At 42.5% G+C, this 15,450-nt stretch carries 12 protein-coding genes; 10 read left to right on the top strand and 2 right to left on the bottom strand.

What is annotated here, in order from left to right; genetic code table 11:
• Nucleotides 1-20: 20 nt before the first annotated feature.
• The 3 genes from FQ087_RS11905 to FQ087_RS11895 all read left to right on the top strand — a co-directional run bounded on the left by FQ087_RS11905 (nt 21) and on the right by FQ087_RS11895 (nt 5,642).
• On the top strand, nt 21-1,484 hold the full coding sequence (locus FQ087_RS11905; RefSeq protein ID WP_149580646.1) for an O-antigen ligase family protein: 1,464 nt from the start codon (nt 21-23) through the stop codon (nt 1,482-1,484).
• A gap of 591 nt (nt 1,485-2,075) precedes the next feature.
• Nucleotides 2,076-4,328 (top strand): S-layer homology domain-containing protein, encoded by a 2,253-nt coding sequence (locus FQ087_RS11900; protein ID WP_188006709.1) that lies wholly within the window; start codon nt 2,076-2,078, stop codon nt 4,326-4,328.
• Between the two features lie 168 nt (nt 4,329-4,496).
• Nucleotides 4,497-5,642, top strand: a complete 1,146-nt coding sequence (locus FQ087_RS11895) for a polysaccharide pyruvyl transferase family protein (protein ID WP_149580644.1) — start codon at nt 4,497-4,499, stop codon at nt 5,640-5,642.
• 113 nt (nt 5,643-5,755) lie between these two features.
• On the opposite strand, the gene FQ087_RS11890 is transcribed toward FQ087_RS11895, so the two are convergent.
• Entirely contained in the window at nt 5,756-5,989 is a 234-nt protein-coding gene (locus FQ087_RS11890; RefSeq protein WP_149580643.1) for a hypothetical protein, read from the bottom strand.
• 37 nt (nt 5,990-6,026) lie between these two features.
• Complete coding sequence (locus FQ087_RS11885) at nt 6,027-6,698, bottom strand: LytTR family DNA-binding domain-containing protein (protein ID WP_149580642.1); 672 nt, start codon at nt 6,696-6,698, stop codon at nt 6,027-6,029.
• Between the two features lie 226 nt (nt 6,699-6,924).
• On the opposite strand from FQ087_RS11885, the gene aceA reads away from it, so the two are divergent.
• From aceA to FQ087_RS11850, 7 genes are all read left to right on the top strand, one after another.
• Nucleotides 6,925-8,205, top strand: a complete 1,281-nt coding sequence (gene aceA, locus FQ087_RS11880) for an isocitrate lyase (protein ID WP_149580641.1) — start codon at nt 6,925-6,927, stop codon at nt 8,203-8,205.
• A gap of 40 nt (nt 8,206-8,245) precedes the next feature.
• The gene (gene aceB / locus FQ087_RS11875; protein ID WP_149580640.1) at nt 8,246-9,898 is read left to right on the top strand and encodes a malate synthase A; all 1,653 of its coding nucleotides are present in this window, start codon (nt 8,246-8,248) and stop codon (nt 9,896-9,898) included.
• Nucleotides 9,899-9,942: 44 nt separating this feature from the next.
• Nucleotides 9,943-10,071, top strand: coding sequence for a protein YhfH (yhfH, locus tag FQ087_RS11870; protein WP_149580639.1), 129 nt, complete (start codon nt 9,943-9,945; stop codon nt 10,069-10,071).
• Nucleotides 10,072-10,209: 138 nt separating this feature from the next.
• Nucleotides 10,210-11,376: a pyridoxal-phosphate-dependent aminotransferase family protein gene (locus FQ087_RS11865; protein ID WP_149580638.1), complete on the top strand. Its 1,167-nt coding sequence runs from the start codon at nt 10,210-10,212 to the stop codon at nt 11,374-11,376.
• Between the two features lie 348 nt (nt 11,377-11,724).
• A complete protein-coding gene (locus tag FQ087_RS11860; protein WP_370456053.1) occupies nt 11,725-12,102 on the top strand; it encodes a MerR family transcriptional regulator in 378 nt (125 codons plus the stop codon).
• Nucleotides 12,103-12,106: 4 nt separating this feature from the next.
• Entirely contained in the window at nt 12,107-13,627 is a 1,521-nt protein-coding gene (locus FQ087_RS11855; protein ID WP_149580636.1) for a class I adenylate-forming enzyme family protein, read from the top strand.
• A complete protein-coding gene (locus tag FQ087_RS11850; protein WP_149580635.1) occupies nt 13,605-15,293 on the top strand; it encodes an acyl-CoA dehydrogenase family protein in 1,689 nt (562 codons plus the stop codon). The genes FQ087_RS11855 and FQ087_RS11850 overlap by 23 nt, the downstream gene beginning before the upstream one ends.
• Nucleotides 15,294-15,450 lie beyond the last annotated feature (157 nt).

Here is a 15,450-nt window from a genome sequence, read left to right as displayed (position 1 = left end):
TCGTAGAAAGGGAAAATATCATGACAACTATAATAGAGAAATTAAAAGATAAAGAAATCATGTATTTCTTCGCAGCATTGGCAGTAATCGTCATAGCATTGTTTCTTCCATCGTCGATTGCACTTGTCGTTACTTCCTTGTTTTTTGCGTTATTCGCATTTTTTAGGCCGCAGCAAAGTTTGTTATTCCTGGTTATCTATGTAAGCATTCGCCCGCTCCTTGTAGAAGTGAATCCGGGCCTTAAGCTAATCGGGGATCTTATCACGTTCATTGCGTTTGCAAAAGTAATTATTGCAGGTAGAAAAGATTGGAAGTCTCTGTTTTCATTCAAATGGTTTGAATGGGCATTTTTCGCTTTCCTAATGTTCGGAGCTGTCAGCGGACTAGTTCAAGGTGTTTTACCATCAGCTGTTATTTTCCAATTACGGACATTTATTATTATGTATCTGCTTTATTACACAGTTTCACGGATGCTGTTACCAGAAGGATGGTTCCAACGGCTTGCGTGGGTAACTGTTTGGACAGGCCTAATCGTTTCAGTTCATGGCATTATCGAAAAACTGTCTATGAGACAGCTTCTGTTGCCCGATGTATGGAAATATAAAACGCTCTCGGCGACGAACTTTGTTAGAATCTATGGATTGCCTGGGAATCCGAATTCACTCGCGTTGTTACTGCTTTTCGGAATTATTGCTGTCCTATTTCTTCAATCAATTTACAAAACTGAGAAATACAAATGGTTTCTGAATGTAAATCTTGTTTTGTTCATTGGAGTATTCATCCTCACTTATTCTAGGGGGACTTGGATCTCAGCATTCGTACTCGGTGTAATTTTCATTATATTGTCGAAAAACTGGATTCTTATGAAACGACTAATTCTTGCAGGCATAGCCTCAATCTTACTGATTTATTACCCTGTTAATCTCGGTGTCCAGTACTTCCAAACTCTTGGTCTTAAAGCTGATCCGATTAAACCTGGAAGCATTAGCGATCGTTTTGGGGAGACTTTCGATCAAAGTAATTTGGCACTCATGACAGAAAGCGGTCGATTCTTTTATATTGAAAAAGGGTTTGAAGTATTCAAAGACAATCCGGTTGCAGGAGCAGGGTTCGGTTCATTCGGTGGGTCTGCGACATTGTCTTATGGATCGCCAATCTATAAGTTTTATGGGATTCGTTCAGACATCTATGGAGGCAAGTATTTCTACTCGGATAACCAGTACATTCAGGTAATTGCTGAAACCGGTGTTGTTGGCGTTGTTCTATTTGCAGCGTTCTTGCTATGTATGCTTGCGCTTTTCTGGAAAGAACGAAAAACAGTATTCGGCAAATTTATGATAGCCTTCTGGTTCGCGACCGGGGTTTCCGGATTCTACTATAATATTTGGGAACTTAAATTTTACACGATGTTCTTCTTCATCATCTTTGGTGTATTCGCATCCTATTCGAATCAATATGTTAAGTTTAAAATTAAAGACTTATAACAAAAAAAGCTGTTCAGGGTAGAGTAATCTGCCTTGAACGGTTTTTTTTGTGTCTAGCTCCAGGCGCCAGACGTTCGGGTCATAAGCCAGCCCGACTGCGTGGCAAAGAACGCCACTTAGGCCTGCAGGATGCAGGTCATGCAGTCGGGAGGGATTGAACTTCATCCCTCCTTGTTGCGACACGATGTCGCGAATTTAGACTGCCTTCCTTTATCCGTCTTATGCCTGTCACGTCTAAACGGCGCTTCCGCTTTTCGTAATTGTCTAGCTCAAAGCGCCAGACGTTCGGGTCATAAGCCAGCCCGACTGCGTGGCAAAGAACGCCACTTCGTCGGTCCGTCTTATGCCTGTCACGTCTAAACGGCGCTTCCGCTTTTCGTTATTGTCTAGCTCTTCGAGTTGCTTCAGACCTGCCGAAAAGGAAAATAACGCTTATTTATTTAGGTCCTTCAGCGCTTTTTTGAGCTGAACAGGTGCTTCTCCTTTTCATTATTTCCTTCTTATGGATTATAGTAATCTACTAATTATTTTGGTAAAATGTATATTAATAGGAAGGGAGAGTGTCGTTTTATCACTAGAAAAGTAGATTCATTGAAAAATTTCAGTAAACAAGTCGCAATGACAGCAGTAGCAGCCACGCTTCTTTGGACTGTACCAGCAAGTGCCTCGGCCAATCAGAGTCCGGTGAAGAGTTATCCTGTGTCATCAGGTGTGACATATTCACAATATAATAATTTGACAACAAACTACATAAATCATCTATCAGTTAATTTGGGTGATCCTTATACGAAGTTAGGTATTGGGTTACCAGCACCAATCGCAAAAACATCTACAACAACAGCTCTTGCCAATCGAGATTCAAGCGATGGCAATCGTGTTGTGGGCGCGGTTAATGCTTCGTTCTTTGATATGAAAAGTGGCCTGCCGATGTATTTGATTTCGAAAGGCAACGAGATTGTTAACGGAGGCGTTATTTCCGACTCGTCTAGCTATTATGTAAGCAATCCGATTGCTTTTGGTGTGACGAAAGACGGGCTGGCTGAAATTGATTATTACAAAATGGGTATTAATCTGGGCTATAACGGATTAGATTTTCAAATGACTGGTATAAACCGTGAACGTCAGAGTGATGAAACTATCATTTTTACACCACAACATAATAGTGAAAATACTAATTCCAATGAATTCGGAATCGAAATCGTCGTTGACACAGGACAGGCGATTACGAATACACAGTACGGGCAGCAACTGTCTGGAAAAGTTGTTAAAGTACGTGGCTATGGGGTAAAAGGGAATGTGGAAATTCCAAAAACAGGATTTGTTCTCTCTGTCCATGGTCCGAAGAATCTGGAAAGGTTCAAAAACATGAAAGTTGGAGATGATGTATCTCTTTCATTATCAATCGATGATAAGTGGATGAATTCCGAGTTTATGTTGGCAAGCGGTCCAATGCTATTGAAAGACGGTAAGCCACACATCACGATGGATACAACCAATTGGCGGGCAAGTTCTCCGACGGCACGCACAGCTATCGCGATCAGCAAAGATAAAAAACGTGTAGATCTGGTAACGGTGGACAACCGTAAAGGATATAGTAAGGGGATGACGCTCAAGCAATTTGCAAGTTACTTAGCTGCACAGGGCTATGACCGAGCAATTAATTTTGATGGCGGTGGTTCGACTGCAATGGGTGTCAGGAATCATGGCAGCAATACGGTGGTGTTAGCAAACAGACCCACAAGTGCTGAACGAAAAGTGTCAGCAATCATTGAGGCGATCAGCACAGGACCTGTTAGCGAGCCAGCTCATATTAGCGTTTCGCGTAGTCAAGTTGGCACAATGCTTGTAGGTTCAAAAGCTTCATTAATAGTGAATCATGTCCTGGATGCCTATTATAATCCACTTAAAGTAGATAATAGCCAACTAACACTGACTTCAGAAAAAGGTAGTGTTACAGGTTCGGGATTGTCATATAATGCAGTGAAGGCAGGGGAAGACCGGGTTTCCGTACAATATGGCAATGCGAAGCACTCATTCCCTGTAACTGTTGTCGATGCACCTGCAAAGTTAACGATCGTACCTTCTTCAACGAAAGTGAAACCAGGTGCAACTGTAACTTATAAAGCGAATGCAACGGATGCACAGGGAAAACCAATCCTTTATTCACCAGAACAGTTGAAATGGAGTGTTACGGGTGATATTGGAACGATTACATCAGCAGGAAGCTTTAAAGCTGTTAATAAGGCAGGAAAAGGCTCAGTGAACGTGACACTCGGATCGAAAACGACAAGCATTCCTATTGTTTTGTCTGACGATACGCCTGCGTTTACTGATATCCCTTCTACTTACGCATACTATACAGAAATAAGTTTCTTGAAAGACCTTGGTTATATAAAAGGGGACTTAGACGGTAAATTCAACCCTGGAAATACATTGTCACGTGAGCATGCGGCTGTCATTTTGAGTCGAGTGTTTGACTTGGATACATCTATTGTTAGTACACAAAAGTTTAAAGATGTACCTAAAACACATCGTTATTTCAATGAAGTTAATGCTATTGCAAGCGCGAATCTCGTAGGTGGTAAAGGGGATGGAACATTCGATCCTGCTGGCCAGCTAACGCGCGCACAAATGGCGGCAATTCTTGTGAAAGCGTACAAGCTATCAGGCGAGTCAACGAAGAAATTTAAAGACGTTCCTACAAGCCACTGGGCGTATGAACAAGTTCATATTTTAGCGAAAAATGGAATCACAACAGGAAATGAAAAAGGCAATTTTGAGCCAAATAAACCTGTGAACCGTGCTCAATTCAGTGCATTCCTATACCGCAGTATTAATAAGTAAGAAAAGCGTTAGAGTCTAGGCACTAACTCAAATTAAAAAACGTATACATTCTTATCTTTTTAAAATGGAACCCATTGACCAACTTACCGCTGGCCAATGGGTTCCATTTTCATGAAATAGCACAGTTATGTTATGATGGAACAATCATGTAGTGAAGGAAGTTGTCAAATGAAAATTGGTGTTGTGGGTAATTATGGAAATGATAATAACGGGGACGAGGCAATTTTACTTAGCATTATTAAACAGTTGACGTCAACGTTCAAGATAAGCAGCAATGATCTAACTGTATTTAGTAATAATCCTAAACAAACAGCAGAACGATATAGCGTAACGAGTTTTCCACTGTATTATAAAAAAGGCAATGCAGTAAAGACATTTTTCGCAACGTATCAAAATAATAAAAAAATCGTTAAAACGTTTGATCTTCTTGTTATAGGTGGCGGCGGAATCTTAATGGATTTATATAAAAGAGAAGCGCCGTTATTTGGATCATACGCAATGATGGCTAAAAACTCGAATACACCTTATGTTGTTTACGGATGTGGTGCCGGTCCATTAAGCAGTGGTTTAGGAAAATGGTTCATCCGCTATATGGCTAAACATGCAGATAGTATTTCGGTACGTGACCCTGAATCTGCTGAACTGTTGAAATCAATCGGTGTGAAAGAACGAGTTTTGACTATCGGTGATCCGGCGTTTTCCTTACGTCAAACGGGTGTGGAAAAATCGGCTGTGCCAACAAAAATTGGTATTACCGCTGTCCCTTATTACAATGCAGGTTATTGGCCGGAAGGTAATCCCACAATTTATAATGATTATGTAGAAGGTATGGCGAAAAACCTGGACAGTCTTGCAGCGCAGCACAATGTGGAACTGACATTTTTTGCTACAAAGTTCCCGCAAGATGCAGATGTCACAAAAGATATCCAGGCAAAAATGACACATAAAGACAAGACGACAATCATCGATGATAATCTTCTGCCAAATATGATATTGGATGTGACAGCACAGCAAGATATCATTATCGGTACGAGGCTCCATTCATTAATTTTGGCAACTTGCACAGAGACACCCGTCATGGCAATTTCCTATCACCATAAAGTGAATGACTTCATGAAACTCGCTCACTTGGAAAAGTATGCTTTTCCAATTGGGAACATCAATAAACAGCAAACATTGTTCTTGGATGCATTCAATGCTATGAAAGAAAACTGGCCCGCAACGGTCGAAGATACAAAAAAACTGTCCCAGGACTTGTACGATGAATCGATGAAAGGGACAGAACAGTTTGTAGCAGCAATAAAGAAAAAGTGAATAACACAAAAAAAGCCACAAAAGTGAATGCTACTTTTGTGGCTTTTTTTGTGTTTTGTGGTGTGGAGCGATCATATAACTCAGTGAATTAATCATATCCACACGCAGAGCGATCATATACCCAAGCGGACCAATCCTATCACGCTGCACCCGATCATATATCCCAGGGCACCAATCATATCACGCTGCACCCCGATCATATACCCCAGGGGACCAATCATATAACGCTGCAAACCGATCCTATACCCCGGCGGACCAATCATATCCATCCGCAGACCGATCGTATATCCCAGCGGACCAATCATATCCATCCGCAGACTGATTATATACTCCAGCACAGCAATCATATCCGCCCACCAAACGATCATACCACCCGAAAAAATCCTAAAACCCAAGTGCCTTCTTAACATCAGCCATATATGTCTGGCTAACAGGCAACTCTGTACCATCTCTTAATGTGAGCAAAAGATTTGAAGTAATATCCCTAGAAATGCGCTCGATGGCTAAAATATTGACAATGTATGAACGGTGGATGCGTAGAAATGTCTTCGGTAGCCGCAGTTGCAAATCTTTCAGCGTATGACTGGTACAGAACTGTTCACCATCAACATAAAACCAGGTTTTCTTTTGTAAGCTTTCGATATAGGCAATCTCTTCGATTGGAATAGGACTCCATTCTTCTTCTTGCTTGCCAGTAAGGAAGCGAAATGGTTCGTGTTTCAGTACATGATAATTCGGCGGCAAGATAACGATTAGTGCACCGGGCTGGCCCTGGAGGTCAATTGGATAGCCGATTCCATAATACGAGGCTCCGAACAATGTGTTATCCATGATTTTATCAACTTTAAGTCGCTCGCTAATTACTTTATCGGCAATACTACCGGACATAACGGGTTGCCCTTCTTTTAATTCGATCTGATGAATGCCTTCCACGTAATAAATGTAGCGATCGCCAACTGCAATCGCAACAGCAGCATCCTTTGGTATCCAGTCGTCCAATATAGCAGCATATTGTTGTAACAGTTCTTTCGCAATCCCCACATTCGCCTTCATCATGTCTGTTTCCCCCTTTGTTTTCTATGAAAATGTTACTAGCAAACTATTTCGTCATCTTTAAATCGCTTTCATCCCAAAATAATAACCTTTTGTCAGAAAGTACAGACAACCCAGAGTCCTCTGTTATATATTACTGTATAACAACTTTAGCTGTTATGAAACAGTACAAAAGAATTAATTTCATAATTAGCTGTTCGTTATAAAAATTGGAAGGTGTGAAGTTGATATGACTAGACAAAAACAGATTGAACAATTGGAGAAAAGTTGGGCTGAGGATAGCAGATGGAAAGGGATTGAACGTCCTTACACTGCAGAAGATGTTGTAAAGCTTCGTGGCTCCGTTTTGATTGAACAAACACTGGCAACAAAAGGTGCAACTCGCTTATGGAGTTCATTGCATGAAGAGGATTTCATCAATGCCCTTGGTGCTCTAACAGGCAATCAGGCTGTTCAACAAGTAAAAGCAGGACTTCAAGCAATCTATCTAAGTGGCTGGCAAGTGGCGGCGGATGCAAATCTATCAGGACAAATGTATCCTGACCAAAGTTTATATCCAGCAAATAGTGTTCCTTCTGTTGTCAAACGCATCAACCAAGCACTTCAACGGGCTGACCAAATCGACCATTCAGAAGGGCGTGCAGACGGTTTTGACTGGTTCGCACCAATTATAGCGGACGCTGAAGCAGGTTTCGGCGGACCACTTAACGTATTTGAATTAATGAAAGGCATGATTGAGGCTGGAGCAGCAGGCGTTCACCTTGAAGACCAACTTGCATCGGAAAAGAAATGTGGACACTTGGGCGGTAAAGTATTGCTACCGACACAAAATGCAATCCGTAACTTAGTTGCTGCAAGACTTGCGGCTGACGTTCTCGGCGTACCAACTGTTCTTATCTCGCGTACAGATGCAGATGCAGCAGATATGGTCACTAGCGACATCGATCCAGTAGATACTGAATTCCTTACTGGGGAACGTACACCTGAAGGTTTCTACCGGTCAAAACCTGGTATTGACCAAGCGATTGCACGCGGATTGGCTTATGCGCCTTACGCAGATCTTGTCTGGTGTGAAACATCGCATCCATCACTTGAAGAGGCACAACAGTTTGCGGATGCAATCCATGCGAAATTCCCTGGAAAAATGCTTGCTTACAACTGTTCACCTTCATTCAACTGGGAAGCGAACTTGGACGAAGCGACAATCGCCAAATACCAGGTGGAACTTGGTGAAATGGGCTACAAATTCCAGTTCGTTACACTTGCAGGATTCCATTCGTTGAACCACAGCATGTTCAATCTTGCGCATGACTACAAAGATAATGGCATGGCGGCATATTCAAAACTGCAACAGGCTGAATTTGCCAATGAAGACAAAGGGTACACAGCGACTAGACACCAACGTGAAGTTGGAACAGGTTACTTTGATGAAGTGTCTCAGATCATTTCTGGCGGTACATCTTCTACAACAGCGATGAAAGGCTCAACAGAAACTGCACAATTTGTATGATGGTTCGATGTCAGTTACTGCCTCAATTCGAAGGGCATGAATGGTGTCAGTAACTGGACAGCAACAACAATTAGGGAGGGTGATCCATCTGTCTACGAAACAAGCGACATCCCATAGTATAGAAGTTTTAGGCGAACTGACTGCTGAAAGTGAAGAGATTTTAACACCGGAAGCATTAGCATTTCTACAATCTCTTCATGATCATTTTGACGGGAGACGGAAAGAACTTTTAGCTAACCGGCAACAACGTCAAAGCGATATCGACGGTGGCATACAACTGGATTTCTTAGCCGAAACAAAGCATATTCGGGATGGAGATTGGACGATTGCTCCCCTCCCGCATGATCTCCAGGACAGACGTGTAGAAATTACAGGTCCCGTCGGCCGGAAAATGGTTATTAACGCATTGAATTCAGGTGCAAAAACATTTATGGCTTGCTTTGAAGATGCGACATCACCAACATGGGTAAATATGTTGGAAGGCCAGCTCAATATGAAAGAAGCCGTTCGACGAACAATTGAGTTTGAACAGCATTCCAATGGCAAGACATACAAGTTGAACGATGATATCGCTGTGTTAATGATACGGCCGCGTGGATTGCATTTAGTAGAAAAGAACATTGCAATTGACGGCGAACCGATTGCAGGAAGTTTCTTCGACTTTGGACTTTACTTCTTCCATAACGCTAAGGAATTAATCGAAAGAGGATCTGGACCTTACTTTTATTTGCCGAAGCTCGAAAGTCATTTGGAAGCTAGACTTTGGAATGATGTGTTTGTCTTTGCACAGCAGCAACTAGGAATTCAGGGTGGCACAGTTCGAGCGACGGTGTTAATCGAAACAATTGCAGCAGCATTCGAAATGGACGAAATTCTCTACGAGCTACGTGATCATTCAGCAGGACTTAACTGCGGTCGTTGGGATTACATTTTCAGCTATATCAAACGACTACGCAATCAACCGGATGTTATTTTGCCAGATCGTGGCCAAGTGACGATGACGTCGCCATTCATGCGGGCTTATACATTGCTTTGTATTAAAACGTGCCATAAGCGCAACGCACCGGCAGTCGGTGGGATGGCAGCACAAATTCCGATTAAAAATGATCCGGAAGCAAATGCAGCGGCGTTTGCTAAAGTGAGCGAAGATAAGCACCGTGAAGCGACTGACGGACATGATGGAACATGGGTGGCACATCCGGGGCTTGTTGCAGTTGCGATGGCGCAGTTTAACGAACATATGCCGACACCGAACCAGATGGACCGGAAGCGAGAAGATGTGAAAGTTACATCTGCAGACTTGCTTGAAGTCCCTGAAGGAACGATTACGGAACAAGGACTGCGAATGAATTGTAGTGTGGGCGTTCAGTATATCGCTTCTTGGCTCAGAGGAAACGGAGCCGCTCCTATTAATAATTTGATGGAAGACGCGGCGACAGCGGAAATTTCAAGATCACAAGTATGGCAATGGATTCGTCATCCGCAAGGTCAACTTACGAGTGGGCTGGATATTACCGGAGTATTGGTTACAGACGTATTGCAAGAGGAACTTGGCTTAATTAAACAGACTGTTGGTGATCATGCTTTCCACGATGGAAAGTATGAGGAAGCTGCAGAACTGTTTTCATCATTAACATTACAAGATGACTTCGTTGAGTTTTTGACACTGCCAGGGTATGAAAAACTAAAATGATGTATAAGTGGAGGTCAACCAATATGGAAATGGAGGAGATTACTATGCAAACGAACAAAAACAGGAAAGAATTGCCGAGAAAGATTTGTCGTGAATGTGGATGTGAAATTGTAGAACAGGTCGAATCCCCATTGTTCGAATGTGAGCGGTGCATTGGTTCGAACGAAGGGTGACATAGCAACGGCTCTATTCCTATATGTGGAATAAAGCCGTTTTTACTTGTTTTATTAAAGAAAAAGAGGGTTTGTGTAACAAATATGGAAGTAGTATTAGTGCTAGTGAAATATTCTGAAAAAGGTAGGGGAAATAGAATGAGAAATGAAGAGATGCTACTGATACCTGGACCAACGCCTGTAGTCGACTCAATTTATGATGCGATGGCTAGTGAAACAAGAGGGCATACCGATCCACGATTTGTTGCGATTTACAAAAATGCCATTGAGCAAACAAAGAAATTATTTAAAACAGACGGAGAAGTATTCGTCGTTGCCGGATCTGGAACAATTGCAATGGAAATGGCGCTCATTAACACGGTTGCTGCCGGCGAAAAGATATTAGTCGTCAGTCAGGGCTATTTCGGTGACCGGTTCATTAAACTGGGACAAGCATTCGGCATTGAAGTGGACGTACTCCAATCGGAATGGGGCAACCAAGTGACTCCTGAGGAAGTGGAAGTGAAACTTGCTGAAGGGAATTATAAAGCGGTTACAATTACGCATGCCGATACATCGACGGGTGTTGCAGCTAATCTCGATGCGCTCGTGCCAATTGTAAAAAAGCATGGAGCATTAGTCATTTTGGATGGTGTCTGTGCAACAGCTGCTATGGAAGAAGATATGAGCAAAGGATATGGACAACCGGATTATAAAATTGATGTCATTTTGACAGGTTCCCAAAAAGCGATTGGCGTTCCTCCAGGATTAGCAATTGTAGCTTTCAATCAAACAGCATTGGCGGCAAGAGAGCAGTTGGAACGTGTCCCTGCTTATTATTGCGATATCTACAATTGGATGCCAGTCATGAACGATCCTTCAAAATATTTTGCAACACCGCCCGTCAACTTGATTTATGCCTATGATGAAGGAATGAGACTCGTTCACGAGGAAGGATTGTCAAAAAGGATTGTTCGCCATACGGCATTCGGCAAAGGGGTGCGAGCTGCACTTTCTGAATACGGCATGAAAGCAATTGCTGATGAACAAGTCGCGGCTTCAACATTGAGCTGTATCCTTTATCCGGAAGGTGTTAAAGATGCCGAATTCCGTGCAGCACTCGGTAAAAAAGGCGTAATCGTCGCAGGCTCACTTGCTCATTTAGCAGGCAAAGCATTCCGTATTGGGCATATGGGTAACACAACGGAGGAAATGTTGGAAAAAGCGATTGAATTGATAGGTGCCACGTTGAATGAAATCGGACATACGGTTGATACAGCGAAGGCAGTTGAAAGGTTTAAGGAAGACGTGCGGGCTGTCGTTTGATGAAGAAAATCAAGGGGGGCTTTCCTTTAACGGGAAAGTCCTTTTTTGTGTTGGAAATAGGGGGTGACCGATCATATAAACTTGTAGACCGATCAAAAAAGTGTGCCGACCGATCATATAAGCTTGTAGACCAATCAAAAAAGTGTGCCGACCGATCATATAAGCTTGTAGACCAATCAAAAAGTGTGCCGACCAATCATATAAACTTGTAGACCAACCAAAAAAGTGCGCCGACCAATCATATCTAACAACTGACTCTAAACCATATCCTCACTTGCCATTAACGTTAACGTCAATGTTAAACTGGTAATATAGTTGAATATTCTAACTGGTCGAGGGGGAGCTAGAGTGATGGATATTTCTAAAGTGGCCCGAGCATATGATGTGTCGACCCGTACAATTCGGTACTACGAGGAGCTTGGTTTACTACATCCCGACAGGACTGCGGGAAACAGTAGGATTTACTCGAAAGCAGAACTAGTAAAGTTAAAACTTATCTTGCGTGGGAAAAGGTATGGATTCACGCTGGAAGAAATAAAGGAGATGATTCTGCTTTTTGATAAAGACCGGACGGGGATCAAACAATTGGAGCGGACAATCCATTTCGGCCATGAAAAGATCGGACAAGTAGAAGCAAAGATTCAAGAACTTACAGAAATGAAGAGGGAAATGGAACAATTACTTGTGCAGTTCGCAGAAAAACTAACCAACATAAAGGGGGATTAAGGAAATGAACAGTTCACAATTATTGGAACGGAATGCGAGGAAGTATCCTCAAACTGAAGCGGTTATCGGAATGGGGAAACGGTATACGTATAGGGATCTTGATCAGCTTGTGAACCGGTTTGCACATGGGTTAAAATCTCTCGCAATAGGACAAGGAGACAAAGTAGTCCTATACATGCCGAACGTTCCAGAATTTACTATTTCTTACTTTGCGGTTCAACGTCTTGGGGCAATCATTGTTCCGATAAATGCTAAGATGACGCTTCCAGAAGTAGAGTATGTACTTGAAAACTCAGATGCAAAAGCCTTCATTGTACATGAGTTACTGTTCGAATCGGTGAAAAAGCTGGACAGCGAATTAGTATTAATCAAAACCGGTGCCGCGTTAGAAAGCAGCTGGATCAGTTTTAAAACGGTTCTCGATGAAAATGATTCTCCAATCGAATGCAATTTACGGGAGTCTAGTGAATCAACGATTTTATATACTTCCGGAACGACAGGTAAACCGAAAGGCGTGTTATTCAGTTATAAAAACATCTTAACAGTTGCGCAAATGATTTGTGTCGAGATGGAAATTAAACCGGAGAGCCGCTTGCTCATTATGATGCCACTTAGCCATTCAGCACCGATTCATCTTTTTTTCATGGCAGGGCTAATAGTTGGTGCAACTAGTGTATTAACGCCAACATTCACACCGGATCTTTTAATTGAGACCGTTGAGCAGGAAAAAACGACACACTTCTTCGGAGCACCTGTCGTATATTTATTGACGGCGAAGAGCCCGAAGATGGAAACAGCTGATTTTTCTTCGATGAAATGGTGGATTTACGGAAGCGCACCTTTATCGCAACCTGAAGTTGAATTTGTGCAGAAAAAGTTCAAATCGGATAATTTCATATGTGTCTATGGACTGACAGAAGCGGGTCCGAACGGTACATTATTGAGCGCAAGTGAACATAAAACGAAAGCAGGAAGTATTGGGAAACGGGCGGCACTTCACGCAGAGTTTAGGATTGTTAATCCTAGCGGGGAAGATGTGCAACAAGGAGAAGTTGGGGAAATTCTTTTACGTGGGGAAGGCAATATGCTTGGCTACTATAACAATAAAGAAGCCACTGCAGAAACATTCATAGGTGACTGGTTGAAAACAGGCGACTTGGCGAAAGTTGATGAAGACGGTTACATTTGGGTTGTCGATCGGAAAAAAGATTTAATCATTTCCGGCGGCGTCAATATTTATCCTAAAGAAGTCGAAGAAGTACTCATTACACATCCGGCGATTAATGAAGTCGCTGTAGTTGGCGTGCCGCATCCGGAATGGGGAGAAACGGTAAAAGCCTACTTTTCTGCAAGTGAAGTGTTGGAGTTAGAAGAGATTAAACAATTTGCGAAAGAACAACTTTCGCAGTATAAAGTGCCGCGTTTATATGAACAAGTTGAGGCGCTTCCGCGTAATGCATCCGGCAAGATTTTAAAACAACCACTGAGAGAAGGCGAAGCAAATGGTCTTACAACAACGGTCTGAAATTAAAATGTCATTGAATTTTTTTGAGCATGATGAGACATTACAAACACTATTAAAAGAATCATTGTCTCCTAATTTCTACGAGTATGTCCATAAAGAATTAATGAAATTTGGTTCACTGGTAGCCAATGAAATCGATGATCGTGCCAAACATACGGACCGCGAAGGGCAACCTCGACTCGAGAAATATGATAAATATGGTGATGATAGTTCACGTGTTTGGGTCAATGAAGGCTATAAGAAGACAGTGGAAGAAACATATCGAACAGGGATTGTTGGCTATGTTCATAAAGATATACCGGAACTTGGCCATAAGGGAAACTACTTATACAGTTTTGCACAAGGCTATTTGCTGTCACAGGCGGAACCAGGATTCCATTGTCCAGTAACATTGACGCAAGCAACGGCTTATTTGCTTGATCATTATGCCAGTGACGAAGTAAAAGAAAAGTTCTTGCCACATGTTTGTGCAACGGGTGATATGGAATTATTTGAAGGGGCGACATTTTTAACAGAAAGACAAGGAGGTTCAGACGTCGGTGCCAATGTCGTGAAGGCAGTGGCAGACGGTGAAAATTATCGTTTAACCGGCGAAAAGTATTTTGCATCCAATGCCGGAATGGCTGGCGTCGCGATGGTTCTTGCTAGAATGGAAGGTTCAGCAGAAGGTTCGCGGGGACTGAGTTTATTCGCGGTGCCCTGGAGAAAAGACGACGGCTCATCAAATGGTATCAAGATTCGAAGATTGAAAGACAAACTAGGTGTGCGTGCTGTGCCATCCGGCGAAGTAGAGTTTGACGGTGCATTGGCTTATGTCGTAGGTGATCCTAAAAAGGGCTTCTATTATATGATGGAAGCGTTGAATTTATCGCGGATTTGTAATGCCATCGCGTCACTTGGCATCATGCGCCGAGCGTTCAACGAGGCGTTGATGTATGCGGAAAAACGCAATGCTTTCGGCAAAAAATTGACTGATTTCCCAATGGTCCAAGAAAGTTTGTCGACAATGAAGTCTAAACTTGAAGTCGAACTGGCAACCACATTCGATCTCATTAAGCTCTTTGATAAAGTAAGTTCTGGGAACGCTTCTGAAGAAGAAACTGCATTGAACCGTTTGAAGATAGCGCTCGTGAAAAAAGAAACCGCGGAACAGGCAATCCATTTCGCTCATGAAGCAATTGAAATGCACGGTGGCAATGGTTACATCGAAGATTTTGTCACTCCAAGGTTACTCCGCGATGCACAAGTATTGACGGTTTGGGAAGGGACAGCGAATATTTTAGGATTGGAACTCCTTAGACTCGTCAATAAATTCAGTGCACACTTGCTGTTCATTGATGAAATGACAGAGAGGTTAGACTCTGTTTCAGAAAGTTCATGGAAACTGCGGGTATTTAACGCAGTGGAGAAACTAGCAAAAGACCTCACAATATTTGCAAGTTTGGACCCTGACAATCAAACAATCGAAGCAAAGGAATTAATGCGTACTATGGCTTTACTCTATGAAGGAGTCGTTGCGCTTGAATGGGCGGCATTATATGGAGGGCGATATGACAAGCTGATGGAAATTTTCATCGAAACGAACTGGCCTGAACGAGCGATCGGTGAAGTGAAGAGCAGTGTGAAGTATTTTAAAGATGTACTGTCACACGTGTCGATTGACTAAAAATAACCAAAAAACACCTTAATCAAACACTAGGCGTTCCGGGTACAGTTGCTTTTAGATCGCTTGGATTGAACGACTCCTCTGAAATTACCGAGATATCTTGAAATATAGGGATGTGACCTCTTCGCATCCCTATGGGGGCCGTTCATCCGCTTCT

Source organism: Sporosarcina sp. ANT_H38 (assembly GCF_008369195.1).
Classification (GTDB): domain Bacteria; phylum Bacillota; class Bacilli; order Bacillales_A; family Planococcaceae; genus Sporosarcina.
The sequence above is the reverse complement of the archived record's forward strand: the minus strand, read 5'-3'. Positions and strand labels throughout refer to the sequence as shown.

Coding starts and splice junctions, on each gene's coding strand:
- FQ087_RS11905 (WP_149580646.1), top strand. CDS start 21: ATGACAACTATAATAGAGAAATTAAAAGATAAAGAAATCATGTATTTC.
- FQ087_RS11855 (WP_149580636.1), top strand. CDS start 12,107: ATGAACAGTTCACAATTATTGGAACGGAATGCGAGGAAGTATCCTCAA.
- aceB (WP_149580640.1), top strand. CDS start 8,246: ATGGTGTCAGTAACTGGACAGCAACAACAATTAGGGAGGGTGATCCAT.
- FQ087_RS11890 (WP_149580643.1), bottom strand. CDS start 5,989: ATGATTGCTGTGCTGGAGTATATAATCAGTCTGCGGATGGATATGATT.
- FQ087_RS11895 (WP_149580644.1), top strand. CDS start 4,497: ATGAAAATTGGTGTTGTGGGTAATTATGGAAATGATAATAACGGGGAC.
- FQ087_RS11865 (WP_149580638.1), top strand. CDS start 10,210: ATGAGAAATGAAGAGATGCTACTGATACCTGGACCAACGCCTGTAGTC.
- FQ087_RS11850 (WP_149580635.1), top strand. CDS start 13,605: ATGGTCTTACAACAACGGTCTGAAATTAAAATGTCATTGAATTTTTTT.
- yhfH (WP_149580639.1), top strand. CDS start 9,943: ATGCAAACGAACAAAAACAGGAAAGAATTGCCGAGAAAGATTTGTCGT.
- FQ087_RS11885 (WP_149580642.1), bottom strand. CDS start 6,698: ATGATGAAGGCGAATGTGGGGATTGCGAAAGAACTGTTACAACAATAT.
- aceA (WP_149580641.1), top strand. CDS start 6,925: ATGACTAGACAAAAACAGATTGAACAATTGGAGAAAAGTTGGGCTGAG.